The sequence below is a fragment of the Nocardiopsis sp. TSRI0078 genome (assembly GCF_001905145.1).
Taxonomy (GTDB): Bacteria; Actinomycetota; Actinomycetes; order Streptosporangiales; family Streptosporangiaceae; genus Nocardiopsis.
Genome location: NZ_LWLB01000034.1, coordinates 80,869 through 94,985 on the forward strand (window position 1 = coordinate 80,869; position 14,117 = coordinate 94,985).

The following is a 14,117-nucleotide window of genomic DNA, read 5'->3' on the forward strand; positions in this document are numbered from 1 at the left end:
GCCGCGCCGGCCCCGTGGGCTCCCGAGCCCTCAGGGCCCGTGGACGCTCTCGCCCCGCTCCTCGCGGGGCGGGCCCGCCCGGCCTCCGTCCACGCGCCGGACCCCGTCCCAGCCGGGGGCCTTCCCCCCGGCGTGGCGCGCCCCTCCGCCGGAGCCCGCCGCGGGGTCCGCCTCCGGCTCCCGGGCGCCCGGGTCGGACAGCTCGGGCGCGGCCACCGTGCGCGGCCGCTCCTCCACTCCGGAGGGCGGGTCCAGCTCCCCGTCCACCAGACCCAGCTCGCCGAACCGGCGCGCGGTCACCAGCACCCGGCTCTCCAGCGATCCCACGGTCTGGTTGTAGGCGCTCACCGTCCGGGTCAGTGCCCGGCCCAGCCCCTCCACGTGCCCTCCCAGTGTGCCCAGCCTCTCGTGCAGCTGCTTGCCCAGGTCGAACACCGCCCGCGCGTTCTCGCTCAACGCCTCCTGCTGCCACGCGTACTGCGCCGTCCGCAGCAGCGAGATCAGCGTCGTCGGCGTCGCGATGTGCACCCGCCGCGCCATCGCGTGCTCCAGCAGCTCCGGGTCGTACTCCAGGGCCGGGGCCAGGAAGGCCTCACCTGGGATGAACAGCACCACGAACTCCGGGGCCGGGGTGAAGGCCGTCCAGTACGACTTCGACGCCAGCTGGTCCACGTGTGTGCGCAGGTGCCGGGCGTGGACGCGCAGGTGCCGGACGGCCTCGTCCTGGCCCGCCTCCACGGCGTCCAGGTAGGCGGCCAGGGGAACCTTGGAGTCCACGACGATGTTCTTGCCGCCCGCCAGGCGCACCACCATGTCCGGCCGCCGCGACCCGTCCCGGGTCGCGGCCTGCTCCTCGAAGTCGCAGTGCGGGCCCATCCCCGCCAGCTCCGCCACCCGGCGCAGCTGCAGCTCGCCCCACCGGCCGCGCGCCTCGGGCCGCCGCAGCGCCGTCACCAGCGACTGCGTCTGCTCGCGAAGCCGCTCCGAGCCCTCGCGGACGTACTCGACCTGCTTGGCCAGCTCCGCGTGAGCGGCGGCCCGCCCGGCGTCCACCTCCCGCAGCTGTCGCTCCACCCGGTTCAGGGTCTCGGTCAGCGGTTCGACCATGCGCTCCACCGCCCGCCGCCGCTCGTCCAGGTCGCCGCCGGCCTCCGCGCTGACCGCGCGCATCCGCCCCTCGGCCAGGTCCAGGAAGCGCTGGCTGCTCTGGTCCAGGGCCTGCGCGGACAGGGCGCGGAACCGGTCGGCGAGCTGCTCCTCCACGTAGGCGGCGCGCTCCCGGGCGCTGCGTGCCTCGGCCCGTGTCTCGGCGTCCCGGGCGCGCGCCAGCGCCCAGCCCATGGCGACGCCGACCGCCAGGCCGGTCAGGAGCACGAGTACGAGTACGAGGCCGTCCATGGCCGTCTATGGTGTCAGCCCGCGCCGGGGCGAGCTTCCCCGCCACGCAGGACATCGGTGAGCAGACCCGCCAAGTCCGGCATGTCCACCGCCCCGGGGCCGTGGAGCCGCCGGGCGGCGGCTGAGGGAAGACCTCCGTGCCGTCCCCGCCCCCGTACACCACACCGTGCGGGGGCGGGGATCCGCCGCGTCCAGGCCTCCTGGCAGGGGGTGGCGACGAGGGGCGGGGGATCCGGGACGCGCGGCCGGTTCCGGTCATCCTCTTTCCTCGCGCAAAAGTTTTCGGGACTCTGGAGGTTCCGTCCATGCGGCGGCCGGCCCCCTCACCGGCTCCCGCCCTCCGGCAGCTCCTCACTTCCCCAGGAGGCCCTCTCCCATGAAACTGGAGACCTACACCAGAGGTACCGGTGACCGAACCGCCCTCCTCGTCCACGGATCCATGTCCAGCCACGAGACCTGGCACGCCGTCGGGGCCGAACTGGTCCGGCGCGGGTACCGGGTGGTCAGCGTCGACATGCGGGGACACGGAGCCAGCCCGCGCGGGGACTACTCCGTGGCGGCCCTCGGGGACGACCTGGTGGACTCCCTGCCGGCCGGCGCCGACCTGGCCGTCGGCCACTCCATGGGCGGGGTGGCGCTCTCCCTGGCCGTGGACCGGCTGCGCCCGGGCCGCGCGGTCTACGTCGACCCGGCCTTCCGCCAGCCCCCCATGCGGGCCGACGCCGGCGAGCGCATGCGGCAGCTCTTCGCCGTCGCCGACGCCGCCCACGTACGCGAACGCAACCCCAGGTGGAGCGACGCCGACGTCGAGAGCGAGGTCAGGGGTTTCGCGGCCTTCGACCCGGAGTTCTTCGACTTCGTCGCCGCCGAGGTCGCCGGGAACGACTTCCTCCCGGAGAAGCCGGTCGTCCCCTCCCTGGTCCTGCGCGGCGGGAACAGCGTCACCGTCACCCCGCGGGACGGCCGCGAACTGGAGGGGCGCGGCTTCACGGTCCGGGTGGTGGAGGACGCCGGACACTGCGTCCACCGCGACGACCTGCCCGGCTTCCTCACTGCCCTGGAGGAGTGGCTCTAGGAGCCCTACTGCCCTGGAGGAGTGGCTCTAGGAGCCCTTCCCCACGGGGTCAGAAGGCCTCGCGGGAACCGGGGACGCAGGCCTTCAGGGCTTCGCGCCAGGCGCGTACCGAGGGCCAGAACTCCGCGGGGGCGGGCTCCGGGGCGAACAGCCACATCCGCTCCCAGGCGGGTGAGGCGCGCCCCGATATCTCCGTGCGCGGCTCGTAGGGCGGCGGCCCGCCCACCGGGTACCAGGTGTACTCCAGCGGGTCGAGCAGCGCCATGAGGCGCTCCTCCACGCCCCGGTCGGGGCGGACCTTCACCAGCATCCACGGACGGTACCTCCGCAGGACCTCCAGGCCTCCGGCGACCACGTCCGGCTCCGTGCCGACCGTGTCGATCTTGAGGACCGTGGGGAAGGCCGCCGCGGTCTCGTTCCACCGCGACAGGGTGGTCACCCGCACGGTGGTGTGCGACAGGTCGGTGCGGGCCGAGCGTGCCAGCGTGTTGCACATGTCGTTGTGCCGGGACCGCCGCAGGTGCGCGGTGCCGGTGTGGTTGCTCAGCGCCAGCTCCACCACGGTGAAGCCCAGGTTCGCCGAGGAGGAGACCGCCCGGGCCGCGGAGGCGATCTCCGGGGTCGGCTCGAACGCGAACACCGGACGGCGCGTGCGCGCGGCGGCCAGCATCGAGTACACCCCCATGTTCGCGCCCACGTCGAACACCGCTCCGGGCCGGGTGTGCTCGAGCATCGCCATGAAGCAGGCCAGGCTGTCGGGCTCGTGCCTGGCCAGCCCGAACGCGGCCAGCCTCCGGGGCACGGTGAGGTCGCCGGGCAGGCGCAGGGTGAGGCCGTCGGGACCGAGGCGGCGGGTGTCGGACTCCAGTCGGGGGAGGGAGAAGGCCACCTGGCGGCTCCACGGCGGGACCCGCTCGGGGTCCAGCCCGCCCAGCCGTCTGGGCAGGCGGACACGGAGCTTCCGGGTCGCGAACCGGACAAGCGGATAGCGGCGCACGAGCGCCCTCAGTTGGTCGGTGACCACAGTCGTCTCCCCCCAGGAACGAGGCCGCCACGGGAGCGGCCGTTCGTTCTCCCGTGCCAGAGGCCGTGTCTCGGTCCGGGAACGGGGCCGGGGCACGCGACGAGCGGCCCGTGCGTACCGGCGGCCTCCGTTCCAGGATCCCTGGCAGCGTCCGTCGAACCTACTGTGAGTAGCTGCTCCTGTGCACAGTGTTTCGGTGATTGGCCCTGTTTTCCCTCAGGGTCTGCCTGCCAGGGACGGATCGTCCCACCTGCGGAGCCGCATAGACTCTGTCCTTGTGAGTCTGTCTATCGGGATCGTCGGCCTGCCCAACGTCGGCAAGTCCACCCTTTTCAACGCGCTGACCAAGAACGACGCTCTGTCCGCGAACTACCCGTTCGCGACCATCGAGCCCAACGTCGGAGTCGTGGGCGTGCCTGACGCCCGGCTCGGGAAGCTGGCCGAGATCTTCGACTCGGCGAAGGTCCTCCCGGCCACGGTGGACTTCGTCGACATCGCGGGCATCGTGCGCGGCGCCTCCACCGGTGAGGGCCTGGGCAACAAGTTCCTCGCCAACATCCGCGAGAGCGACGCCATCTGCCAGGTGATCCGGGCCTTCGACGATCCCGACGTCACGCACGTCGACGGCGACGTCGAGCCCTCCCGCGACATCGAGACGATCAACACCGAGCTGATCCTCGCCGACCTCCAGACCCTGGAGAAGGCGATCCCGCGCCTGGAGAAGGACGCCAAGCGCAACGCCAAGGACAAGGACGCCCAGGAACTGCTCCAGGCCGCCCGCGACGCCCAGGAGGTCCTCAACGGGGGCACCTCGCTGTCCGTGGCCAAGGACGTGGACCTGGACCGCCTGCGCGAGCTGAGCCTGCTCACGGTCAAGCCGTTCATCTACGTGTTCAACCTCGACACCGACGAGCTCGCCGACGAGGCCCTGCGCACCAAGCTCCAGGACCTGGTCTCCCCGGCCGAGGCGATCTTCGTGGACGCCAAGATCGAGGCCGAGCTGGCCGAGCTGGACGAGGACGAGGCGCAGGAGCTGCTGGAGTCCATGGGCCAGACCGAGTCGGGCCTGGCGCAGCTGGCCCGGGTCGGCTTCGCCACCCTGGGCCTGCAGACCTACCTGACCGCCGGGCCCAAGGAGGCCCGCGCCTGGACGATCAGGAAGGGCGCCACCGCCCCCGAGGCGGCCGGCGTCATCCACACCGACTTCCAGCGCGGCTTCATCAAGGCCGAGGTGGTCTCCTTCGACGACCTGGTCGAGGCGGGCGACATGCAGGCCGCGCGCGCCGCGGGCAAGGTCCGCATGGAGGGCAAGGACTACGTGATGGCCGACGGCGACGTGGTGGAGTTCCGCTTCAACGTCTGATCCGCCCGCGAGCCGGCGAGGGGGACCGCGTACCACCGCGGCCCGAGGGGTCCACAGGTCCCGTAGACCATTCTGCTGAGCAGACGGATCTGCCGCGGCGGCAGGGGCTCAGTCCGAGGCCATCCCTCGGCAGCGGCGATTTCGGCCAGGCGCTGTGGCGCTCATGGAGGAGTCTCGCGAGCCGGTCGATGCCCCAACCGGTGACGTCGACGGTTTCCGCCTCGGTGGCCAGGTCGTCGTACGTCTCCACTCGCGGCAGAGCCCGCGAGGAAGCGCCCTTGTGCGACCTCCATCGCACGAGGGCCGACGGCTTCCGTCTCGTGGTGAGGGACCGACCGTCGGGCCCGGACGCGGGTCAGTCGGCGGCGCCCTCCTCGCGCAAGCGCGGTTCGACTCGCCGCTTCGGGCTGTGCCCCGCCTTGTCGGCGTAGAAGGAGCGGATGCGGTCCATGTCCTTCGCGACGTCGCCGGTCAGCTCGAAGGTCGGGCCGAGCCCGGTGGTCATCGTGGTGCGGTCGACGAAACCGAGCGTCACCGGCATCCCCGTCTCGCGGGCGACGCGGTAGAAGCCGGACTTCCAGTGCGTGTGCGTCCCGCGGGTGCCGTCGGGGGTGATGACCAGGCCGAAGGTCTCGCCGGACCGCACGCGCCGGACGACGTCGTCGACGACCCGGCTGGGATCCGCGCGATCGACGGGGATCCCGCCGAGCGCGCGCATGATCGGGCCGCGCCAGCCCGTGAACAGGCTCTGCTTCCCCAGCCAGTGCAGCTCCAGGCCGAGGCGCCAGGAGATGGCGAGCATAAACACGAAATCCCAGTTGGAGGTGTGTGGAGCACCGATCAGCACGGTGGGGCGGTCGGGCTTGGGCCCGGTGGTCAGCTTCCACCGGCTGAGGGACCAGAACATCCGGGCCGCGAGGTATCGGAGCATGACGTCAATCTAGGGCACGTCCCCGGGCGCAGACGGTGGACCCGCGCTTGGGACCGGACCGGCCCGCTCGGTCGATGGTCCCGTGGCGGCGCGGATCCGCGCCAACAGGGCGTCTGTTGCGTGCATGACCGGAACCTGACAGGGGATCCGGGCGGTTCGGTGGGAACTCCGGTGGCGTCCGGTCCGCGGCCTCCCCCGTCCCTGGGGACACACCTTCCTCACTGCGAGGAAACTAACTCCTTTCCGGTCCGACCATAATTGCGGCGAAGTGCACAACCACAGGATGAGTTAGCTGGACTATTGCCGTATTGTGCACCTTTTGAGAAGTTCAGCCTGTGCGCGCAATGCGCGGTTGAGGGGGAAACGCGGAGTCACCAAGGACGCTCCCAACCCGCACAATGCCTCACTATAGGGATGGGGTAGACAAGGGCATGGCGGATACGCCGTCCGAACCGGGCGGCAGGGAACTGTGTGCAGGAGGCGGGGATGGCGAATGCGTCACGGCGCGGCACCGCCGCGCGTGACCGGGAGGACGGCGGCGGGGAGTTCGACGCCCCCCGCGCCCGGAAACTGCGGGCGGGAGCCGGCGGACGCTGGTGGGTCGGCGTGGGACGCGCCGTCCTGTGGGCGTTCATCATCGTCGTCGTCTTCAACGGCATCTGGTTCCCCCTGCGCGGCGGTTTCGCCCTGCCCAGCGCGTCCGAGGAGCCCGAGAGCAGCGACACCGTCGCCTACCCGGAGACCGCCGCCGCGGCCTTCGGCCTCCGGTTCGCCGAGGCCTACCTCGACACCGCCGACCCCGAGGAGCGCCTGTCCGACCTGGCGGCGTTCGTCCCCGAGGGGGAGGCCGCCGACCTCGACGTCCCGGCCGACAGCCTCACCGGCGAGAACCTCACGGTCGTCGCCGTGGACGTGGCCGACGACCACAACGCCCTCGTCGTCGTGCGCGCCGACGTGAACGGCGAGCCCATGCGCCTGGACGTGCCCGTCTACGCCGACGGCGACGCCCTGGTGGTCTCCGGCAGCCCCGCCCTGCTGGCCGCGCCCACCCGGGCCTCCCTGCCCGAGGGGTCCTCCTTCGAGACCGACCCGCGCGCGCGGGAGCAGCTGGAGGAGGTGCTGCCCGGTTTCTTCGAGGCCTACGCGGGGGAACCGGCGCACCTGGAGCGCTACCTGGAACCGGGTGCCGCGATTGCCCCGCTTCCGGAGAACAGTCTGGAATTCGCTGAACTGTCCGATATCACGGTGCCATCCCAGGCCTCGAACGGGAATGATGACATACGACAGGCAGCGGTCACAGTCCGGTGGAACCTCCCGGCCCCCGACGGGGACGAGGCCGGACAGCTGACGCAGAACTACCTGGTCACCGTCGTGAACTCCGGCAGTGAGTGGCACGTGCGTGACATCCAGGGCGCCCCGCGCTCGTTCGGCGAGTGACGGGGCCTGTAGGCAAGGAGAAGAGAAGGACCATGCGCACACCAGCAACGACACCGGGGGGTGGCTCCTGACATGCTCCCCCTGATGTCCTCCACACCGGACGTGTTCCACGCCGCCGGAGGTGCCGACCTGCTCTTCCTCGCGACGGAGGCCACCCAGGACGCCCCCGACACCGGAGGCCTCGCCGACTTCCTGCGCGGGTTCTTCGGACCGCTCTTCCTCGTGATCGTGTCCATCGTGGCGGTGTTCTTCCTGTTCACGAGGGAGATCACGCGGTTCGCGCAGTTCATCATCCTGGCGATCTTCATCGGGATCGTCTTCTACGTCCCCGGCATCATCGAGGTCATCGCGGTGGCGCTCGCCCGAGCGATGGGCGTATCGACGGAATAGGCGAGGGAGGCCGGGAACGTGGATCTGCCCACGTACACCAACATCTGGCGTATCGAGAAGCGGCTCTACAAGCTCTACGATTTCCGGCTGCCCATGCCGCTCCCGGTGGGCACCTTCGGGGTGGCCCTGGGCGTGTTCGCGCTCTGGGTGGTCCTGCTCAGCCTCCTCAACGCGCCGTTCGTGTTCGGCAACGGCTGGCACCTGGTCCTGTGGGTGGTCCCACCCGGGGTGATCACGGTGCTGGCCACACGGCCGGTGGTCGAGGGCAAGCGCCTCACCGAACTGCTCATCTCGCAGGCGCGCTTCCTCGCCGAGGCGCGGGTGTACAACCGTCTGGCGCCCGAGTACGAGCCCGCCGAGGTCCGCGTGGCGGTGCGCGTGTGGCACCGCGCCCCGGAGGCCGGCCCCCTGCCCCTGACGGGACGGCGGCGCCGTGCCGAGCGTGAGGCGGTCGCCCCCGTGGCCGACGAGGCCGTCGCCCAGGACGCCCCCGTCCGACCCGACCGCTCCGAGGCGCCCCCGCTGCGGGGCGTGGCCGCTCCCGCCGAACACGAGCCCGTGGCCGGGGACGCCCCGGCGCACGTACCGGCCGGGCCCGGGGAGGCTCCGGCCGAGGGGACGGCGGCCCGCGCGGAGCGGACCCCGGCCGAGGCGCCCGCGCGACTGAGGGGGCCGAAGGGCTCGAAGAGCCGGGAGCGGGCGGAGCGGACCGCGAGGACGCCCGTCGGGTCGGACGCCGCCCCCGCCAGGTCGGACGCGGCACCCCTCCGGAGGGCACCGGCCGAGCAGGAGAGCGCCCCCGCCCCGTCCGAACGTGCCCCCGTGGCCGTCGCCGCGCGCCCGGAGCCCGAGGAGCGGCGGAACCCGTCGCGCCTTCCCGAGGAGGTGCCCCGCGCGTCCGAGGCCTCCGGCGGCGGCACCGGCACCGGAGGCGGAGGCCGTCCGCCCCGGCGCGGTATCGGCCGCCGCATGCTCGACTACTTCGGCATCGGCCTCGAACCGGACGAGTACGAGCCCCGGGAGGAGGACCGCGCCCCCGAACCGGACGGGCGGGACGAACCCCGTGCGGACGCGGACGGCTTCACCGGGGAGGCGGTCTACGCGACCGAGGGCGAGGAGCAGCGCGACAGCGACGCGTGGTTCGCACGCCTGCGCGCCTCCTCCGGCGAGACCCCCGTCGGCCTGACCTCCAAGGGCGCCTACAGCGTCGGCGACACCGCCGCCATGAGCCGTGACGAGATGGCCGACGCGGTGGCCGAGCGGCAACGCGCCCGTGAACGCGCCCGCGAGCGGGCCCGCGCCGAGGAGGTGGCGCACGCCCCCGTCTCCGACACCGGTGAGGAGACGTCCGCCGCCCGGCGCCTGCGCGGGCGGACGCAGGGCATCCGGGTCGCCAAGGACCTGGAGGAGCGCCGTTCGGAGAGGACGCGCGAACGCGGCCCGAAGGACCAGCGGACCGTCCGTGCCCGCGGCCAGGGACTCCCGGACACCGGCGACGCTCCGGAGGAGCCCCGGCGCAGGGGCCGCCCCCACGCGGCTCCCTGGGAACTGGGGGAGAAGGGCGGCACAGAGAAGGAGAAGGACGAGAAGGAGCCGGGGGGCCGCGCGGGCGGTGAGGCCGAGCCCGCGGGCTACGCCGACCTGTCGGACTACGCGGCCCGTTACGCGGCCGCCACCGGGCGCCCCGCCGCCGACGCCGGCGCCGTGCCCTGGCTTCCCCCCGCCTCCGCCGCCCCGAAGGAGGAGTCGCGCGGGGCTTCCGCCGAGCAGGAGACCCGGGAGTCCCCCTCCGAGCGGGGCGTCCCCGCGCCCGAGCACGGGGACGCGCCCCGGGCGGGGGAGGAGGCGGGCGGTACCGGCGCCGGGAGGCCCGAGGAGCCCTCCACCGCGTCCTCCGCCAAGTCCTCCGGTAAGCCCCCGCTGCAGCTAGACCACGGCACGGGCGAGCAGGAGGCCATGCCCGTGCAGCCGCGCGAGGAGCCCGGGGACCGCGGCCCGGCGTGGAACGAGCACATGTCCGTGCTCGACCAGCACCTGAGCACCGCGGACACCCCGGCGCCGCCGCGCCCCAAGTTCGCCGACGCCGTGCCGAAGCGGGGGCGCGAGGGCGAGGTCAAGGACCCCTCGGAGTGGTTCGAGGACGGCAGGAAGCGCCATCCGGACCAGCCCAAGGTCGGTGACCGCGGCAACCCGGTCATCCCCGCGAGCGAACTGCGCGAGGAGGACGCCGCCGCGTCCGGGGCCGAAGACGCGCCCGAGAAGGCCGGGGACGCCTCCGGCACGGAGGAGGCCGCCGCCGGGCCGGAGACGGACGCCCCGGCGCGTGCCGAGGAGTCCAAGCCGCCCACCCAGCTCGACCACGGGACCGGCGAACTCGTCAGTTTCGTGGAGGTCCGGGACGACTCCGGGCGCGGCGACGCCAACGTCCGCGCGGACGCCGACGCCGAGTCGGCGCGCCGCCGTACCGCCGCGGACCTGGAGAAGGCCGAGGCCGCGGCCCTGGCACGCCGTCGCGAGGCCGCCCGCCGCGAAGCAGAGCAGGCCGAAGCCTCACGATCCGAAGCCTCCCGGCCAGGCGCTGCCCGGCCCAGTGACTCCCGGTCCGAGGCCGCCCGTGGTGAGGCCGACCGGCCCGGTACACCCGGGCCCGGCGCCTCCCGGCCCTCGGCCTCCGAAGAGCCCGGTGAGGGCTCCCCCTCCCCGGAGCGGGGCGCCGCGGCCCCCGCCTCCGGGGACCCGCGGCCGCCCGCCTCCCGAGACGGAGGCGGCGCCGTCCGCGACCCCCGGTCCAACCCCAGCATGGCCGAGGCCCTGGCCGCGGAACGCGCCTTCGCCCGCGTCTTTCGCGACGAACCCCGCGCACAGGACCGGGACCCGTCCGAGGACGCCGTCCCGGAGCCCCCCGCGCCCTCCGAGGGCGCGGACCCGGACCCGCACGAGGCCGGCGGCCCCGGCGACGGCGTCTTCCACCGGGTCGCGCAGAACGCCCGCAGGCTCGGCCAGCTCTTCGGCCAGCCCGTGCCCGGCGAGGAGCCCGAGTCGCACAGGCCCGGGCACGAGCGCGAGACCGGCGCCGGACCCGGCTCCGAGCCCAAGCCCGAACTGGAGCTCGACCACGGCACCGGCGAGCAGGAGCGCCTGGGCGACACGCCCAACGGCGTCCCCTCGCAGGGTTCCGAGACGGCCGGGGCCCGCCCGGAGGAGCCCGCCGCCGACTCCGGCGGCACCCGCGGCTGGCGGCGCCTGGCCAAGGTCGTCACCGGAGGCGCGGCACCCGTGCGCTCCGACCTGCCCGCAGGCGACATCGAGCGCCTGCGCACCCCCCTGGACGGTCCGCGCAGCCTGGTCGTGCTGGGCTGCACCGGCGGCGCCGGGCAGACCGTCACCACGCTGATGATCGGCCACACCCTGGCCGCGCACCGCGACGACCACGTCGTCGCCGTCGACGTCAACCCCGGGCCCAACGGGCTCTCCCGCCGGATCGGCGCGCAGAACCCCGAGACCCTCACCGCGCTGCTCGCCAACGCCGGGGACGTCCAGGACTACTCCCGGATGAGCGGCTACACCAGCCGGACGGGGACGGGCCTGGAGGTCGTGCAGACCCTGGACGACCCCTACGTGCAGACCCTGGACGACCGCGACTACGGCCAGCTGGCCTCCCTGCTCGGCGGCTTCTACGGCATCACCCTGCTGGACCCGGCGGCCACGGGCGTGGCGCGTGCCCTGCCGGTCGCCGATGGACTGGTGCTGGTGGCCCCGGCCAACGCCGACGCCGAGCGGGCGGTCTCCATGACCTTCGACTGGCTGGACGGCAACGGCTACGGCTCCCTGCGGGCCAGGTCCGTGCTCGTGGTCAACGGGGTCAGCAAGCGCAGCCTCCAGGCCGTGGACGCCGCCGAGCGTGTGGCGCGCGGCCGCTGCCGCGCCATCGTCCGCATCCCGTGGGACGACCACCTGGGCTCGTCCTACACCAGGATCGACGTCGGTGCCCTGCGGCCGGCGACCAAGCGCGCCCACGGCGCCCTGGGCGGGGTCCTGGTCAACTCCCTCACCCAGCAGTAGCCCTCACCCGGCGGCAGCCGGCGGCGCGGCGGCGGGCGGGCCGGACAAGAGCGGAGCCCCCGTACGGGGCGGGCTCGAGGCCCGCCCCATACGGGGGCTCAGGAGGTGTCGGCTCAGCGACCCACAGGGGTGAAGTCACGCGCGGAGAGGAACTCCGGACGCGGGCTGGGAGCGCTGAACGGCTGCTCACAGGCGTTCTCGACGCTGTTGAACACGATGAAGACGTTCGACCGCGGGTACGGCGTGATGTTGCCGCCCGAACCGTGCATGCAGTTGGAGTCGAACACGGTCACACCGCCGGCCTTGCCGGTGAGCACGTCGATGCCGTGCTGGTCGGACAGGTAGGTCAGGGACTTCTGGTCCGGCGTGCCCACGTGCTGGCTCTTCAGCGAGGACCGGTAGTGGTCCTCGGGGGTCTCGCCCACGCACGAGACGAACGTCTTGTGCGAGCCCGGCATGATCATCAGGGCGCCGTTGTGCGTGTAGTTCTCGGTCAGGGCGACGGAGAAGCTGACCGCGCGCATCCTCGGCATCCCGTCCTCGGCGTGCCAGGTCTCGAAGTCCGAGTGCCAGTAGAACGAGCCGCCGCCGAAGCCCGGTTTGTAGTTGACGCGGCTCTGGTGCACGTACACGTCCGAACCGAGGATCTGGCGGGCGCGCTCGACCAGGCGCGGGTCGTTCACCAGGTCGGAGAAGACCTTGCTGATCTTGTGCACCTCGAACACCGAGCGCACCTCGTCGGAGGTGGGCTCGACGATCACGCGCTCGTCACTGCGCAGCTGGCGGTCGGAGCTGAGCCGCTCCAGCTCGGCGCGGTAGGCCTTGACCTCGTCGTCGGTGACGAGGGACTCGACCTGCGTGTAACCGCGGGCCTCGTAGCCCTTGATCTCGTCGGAGGAGAAGGGGCCGTCACCGGAACCCCACACGGTGGGGTCCTTGCGGTACAGCAGGGCGGGCTCGGTGCTCTTTCGGGTCGGGTACTCGTCCGCGGTCGTTGTCGGAAGATCCATCTGCAGAGTCATGGTCGATCCCCTCTCGGGGCTCATCCTCTCTGAGGTCGACGGTTTTTCCTACGACATGGGAACTTAACAAATGCCGGGCACCGCTCATTCACCGCCCGAGAAAAGCTTTGTTTAGCAAAGTTCTTTCTGGGTATGACAGCCATACTATATGGGGGGAAGTCTTCTTGCGCTTCCGTGCCCCGCCATCCCCCTTCCTCTTGCGCCCGACCGCTTACCTGCATTTTTTCACCCGGTGTGATCAGGGGTGGAATGGTGTTCACATCGTCCCAGGTCGTCCGGTTGCAGCTCTCGTCCCTCCGGAGCTTCATTACAGAGCGCACTTTTCTTGTGCACTAAATCACATGGACATGGTTCAGAGGGTGGTTCATAATCTCCGTGTGTCCGGGACGCCATCCCGGATTCGGCGGGAGTTTCCCTCGAAGGGATGGCGCGAAAAGCCGCGGCGCCGCACAGTAGTGGGGTCTTTGTTTCCTCTGCCCGCTCGATGAGGAGAAAACATGTCCCCCTTCCCCCGCGCGCTCGCGGCCGCCGCGGCGGCCGTTCTCGCCGCCGTTCTCGGCTGGGCCTCCCCGGCCTCCGCCGACCACGTCCTGCCCCCGGGCATCCCCGGCACCTCCGCCGCCCAGAGCCAGCTCAACTCCCTCACGGTCCGGGCCAAGGGGCCCCAGACCGGCTATGACCGAAGCCTCTTCCCGCACTGGAACGTCGTCGACAGCCCCTGCAGCGCCCGCCAGTACGTGCTGGTCCGCGACGGCCACAGCGTGGTGACCGACAGCCGCTGCCAGCCGACCTCCGGCCGCTGGTACAGCGCCTTCGACAACGTGTGGTGGGGCGGCGACGTCTCCCAGATCAGCGTCGACCACATGGTCCCGCTCAGCGAGGCGTGGAAGACCGGCGCCGCCGACTGGACGACCGACCGCCGCCGCGACTTCGCCAACGACGTCGACTCGCCCCAGCTGTGGGCGGTCACCGTCAGCAGCAACAGCTCCAAGGGCGACAAGGACCCGTCCGAGTGGATGCCGCAGAACAGGGCCGTCCACTGCGACTACGTCAAGGCCTGGGTCAACGTGAAGTACCGGTACGACCTCACCGTCACCTGGTCGGAGAAGTCCTCCATCCAGAGCACCATCAACACCGCCTGCTAGCACGCCGGCCGGAGGCGCTCCGGAGCGTGAGGGGTCCCGGGCGTGACGCGCGGGGCCCCTCACCCGTGATCCCGCTCCCGGTGGCACCGCGGCGCGCCGACGGTGGGGCCGGGAGCGGGGACCGCTCCGGCCGGTCCTTCTCCGCACCCGCCGCGTCCTCCGGCACCGGGATGACCGCGGAGGCGGCCTGGAGCGCTTCCCCGTACCCCGCCGCGTCCCTCCGAGCCCGTCCGTGCCCTCTCCGGGCCCCTTCCGCGAAGATTCTGGCGC

General features: G+C 72.5%; 10 protein-coding genes. 6 read left to right on the forward strand and 4 right to left on the reverse strand.

Annotation, left to right across the window (positions count from 1 at the left end; genetic code table 11):
• Positions 1-30 precede the first annotated feature (30 nt).
• Entirely contained in the window at positions 31-1,398 is a 1,368-nt protein-coding gene (locus A6A08_RS21650; protein WP_073704478.1) for a DNA recombination protein RmuC, read from the reverse strand.
• 376 nt (positions 1,399-1,774) lie between these two features.
• Here A6A08_RS21650 and A6A08_RS21655 point away from each other — a divergent pair, with 376 nt between their 5' ends.
• Positions 1,775-2,473 carry an alpha/beta fold hydrolase gene (locus tag A6A08_RS21655; protein ID WP_073704479.1) on the forward strand — a complete coding sequence of 233 codons (699 nt, stop codon included), beginning with the start codon at positions 1,775-1,777 and terminating at the stop codon, positions 2,471-2,473.
• 49 nt (positions 2,474-2,522) lie between these two features.
• Here A6A08_RS21655 and A6A08_RS21660 read toward each other — a convergent pair whose 3' ends face one another.
• A complete protein-coding gene (locus tag A6A08_RS21660) occupies positions 2,523-3,497 on the reverse strand; it encodes an FkbM family methyltransferase (protein WP_073704480.1) in 975 nt (324 codons plus the stop codon).
• A gap of 277 nt (positions 3,498-3,774) precedes the next feature.
• On the opposite strand from A6A08_RS21660, the gene ychF reads away from it, so the two are divergent.
• Complete coding sequence (gene ychF, locus A6A08_RS21665; RefSeq protein ID WP_073704481.1) at positions 3,775-4,860, forward strand: redox-regulated ATPase YchF; 1,086 nt, start codon at positions 3,775-3,777, stop codon at positions 4,858-4,860.
• Positions 4,861-5,215: 355 nt separating this feature from the next.
• On the opposite strand, the gene A6A08_RS21670 is transcribed toward ychF, so the two are convergent.
• Positions 5,216-5,791, reverse strand: coding sequence for a 1-acyl-sn-glycerol-3-phosphate acyltransferase (locus tag A6A08_RS21670; protein WP_073704482.1), 576 nt, complete (start codon positions 5,789-5,791; stop codon positions 5,216-5,218).
• Between the two features lie 486 nt (positions 5,792-6,277).
• On the opposite strand from A6A08_RS21670, the gene A6A08_RS21675 reads away from it, so the two are divergent.
• From A6A08_RS21675 to A6A08_RS21685, 3 genes are all read left to right on the forward strand, one after another.
• Positions 6,278-7,228 (forward strand): conjugal transfer protein, encoded by a 951-nt coding sequence (locus tag A6A08_RS21675; RefSeq protein ID WP_073704483.1) that lies wholly within the window; start codon positions 6,278-6,280, stop codon positions 7,226-7,228.
• Between the two features lie 72 nt (positions 7,229-7,300).
• Entirely contained in the window at positions 7,301-7,618 is a 318-nt protein-coding gene (locus A6A08_RS21680) for a hypothetical protein (protein ID WP_073704484.1), read from the forward strand.
• Positions 7,619-7,636: 18 nt separating this feature from the next.
• Positions 7,637-11,680, forward strand: coding sequence for a TcpE family conjugal transfer membrane protein (locus A6A08_RS21685; protein WP_073704485.1), 4,044 nt, complete (start codon positions 7,637-7,639; stop codon positions 11,678-11,680).
• Between the two features lie 113 nt (positions 11,681-11,793).
• Here A6A08_RS21685 and thpD read toward each other — a convergent pair whose 3' ends face one another.
• A complete protein-coding gene (gene thpD / locus A6A08_RS21690; RefSeq protein WP_199867011.1) occupies positions 11,794-12,702 on the reverse strand; it encodes an ectoine hydroxylase in 909 nt (302 codons plus the stop codon).
• Between the two features lie 497 nt (positions 12,703-13,199).
• On the opposite strand from thpD, the gene A6A08_RS21695 reads away from it, so the two are divergent.
• Positions 13,200-13,847 carry an HNH endonuclease family protein gene (locus A6A08_RS21695; RefSeq protein ID WP_073704486.1) on the forward strand — a complete coding sequence of 216 codons (648 nt, stop codon included), beginning with the start codon at positions 13,200-13,202 and terminating at the stop codon, positions 13,845-13,847.
• Positions 13,848-14,117 lie beyond the last annotated feature (270 nt).

Coding starts and splice junctions, on each gene's coding strand:
- A6A08_RS21670 (WP_073704482.1), bottom strand. CDS start 5,791: ATGCTCCGATACCTCGCGGCCCGGATGTTCTGGTCCCTCAGCCGGTGG.
- A6A08_RS21675 (WP_073704483.1), top strand. CDS start 6,278: ATGGCGAATGCGTCACGGCGCGGCACCGCCGCGCGTGACCGGGAGGAC.
- A6A08_RS21680 (WP_073704484.1), top strand. CDS start 7,301: ATGCTCCCCCTGATGTCCTCCACACCGGACGTGTTCCACGCCGCCGGA.
- A6A08_RS21695 (WP_073704486.1), top strand. CDS start 13,200: ATGTCCCCCTTCCCCCGCGCGCTCGCGGCCGCCGCGGCGGCCGTTCTC.
- A6A08_RS21655 (WP_073704479.1), top strand. CDS start 1,775: ATGAAACTGGAGACCTACACCAGAGGTACCGGTGACCGAACCGCCCTC.
- A6A08_RS21650 (WP_073704478.1), bottom strand. CDS start 1,398: ATGGACGGCCTCGTACTCGTACTCGTGCTCCTGACCGGCCTGGCGGTC.
- thpD (WP_199867011.1), bottom strand. CDS start 12,702: ATGACTCTGCAGATGGATCTTCCGACAACGACCGCGGACGAGTACCCG.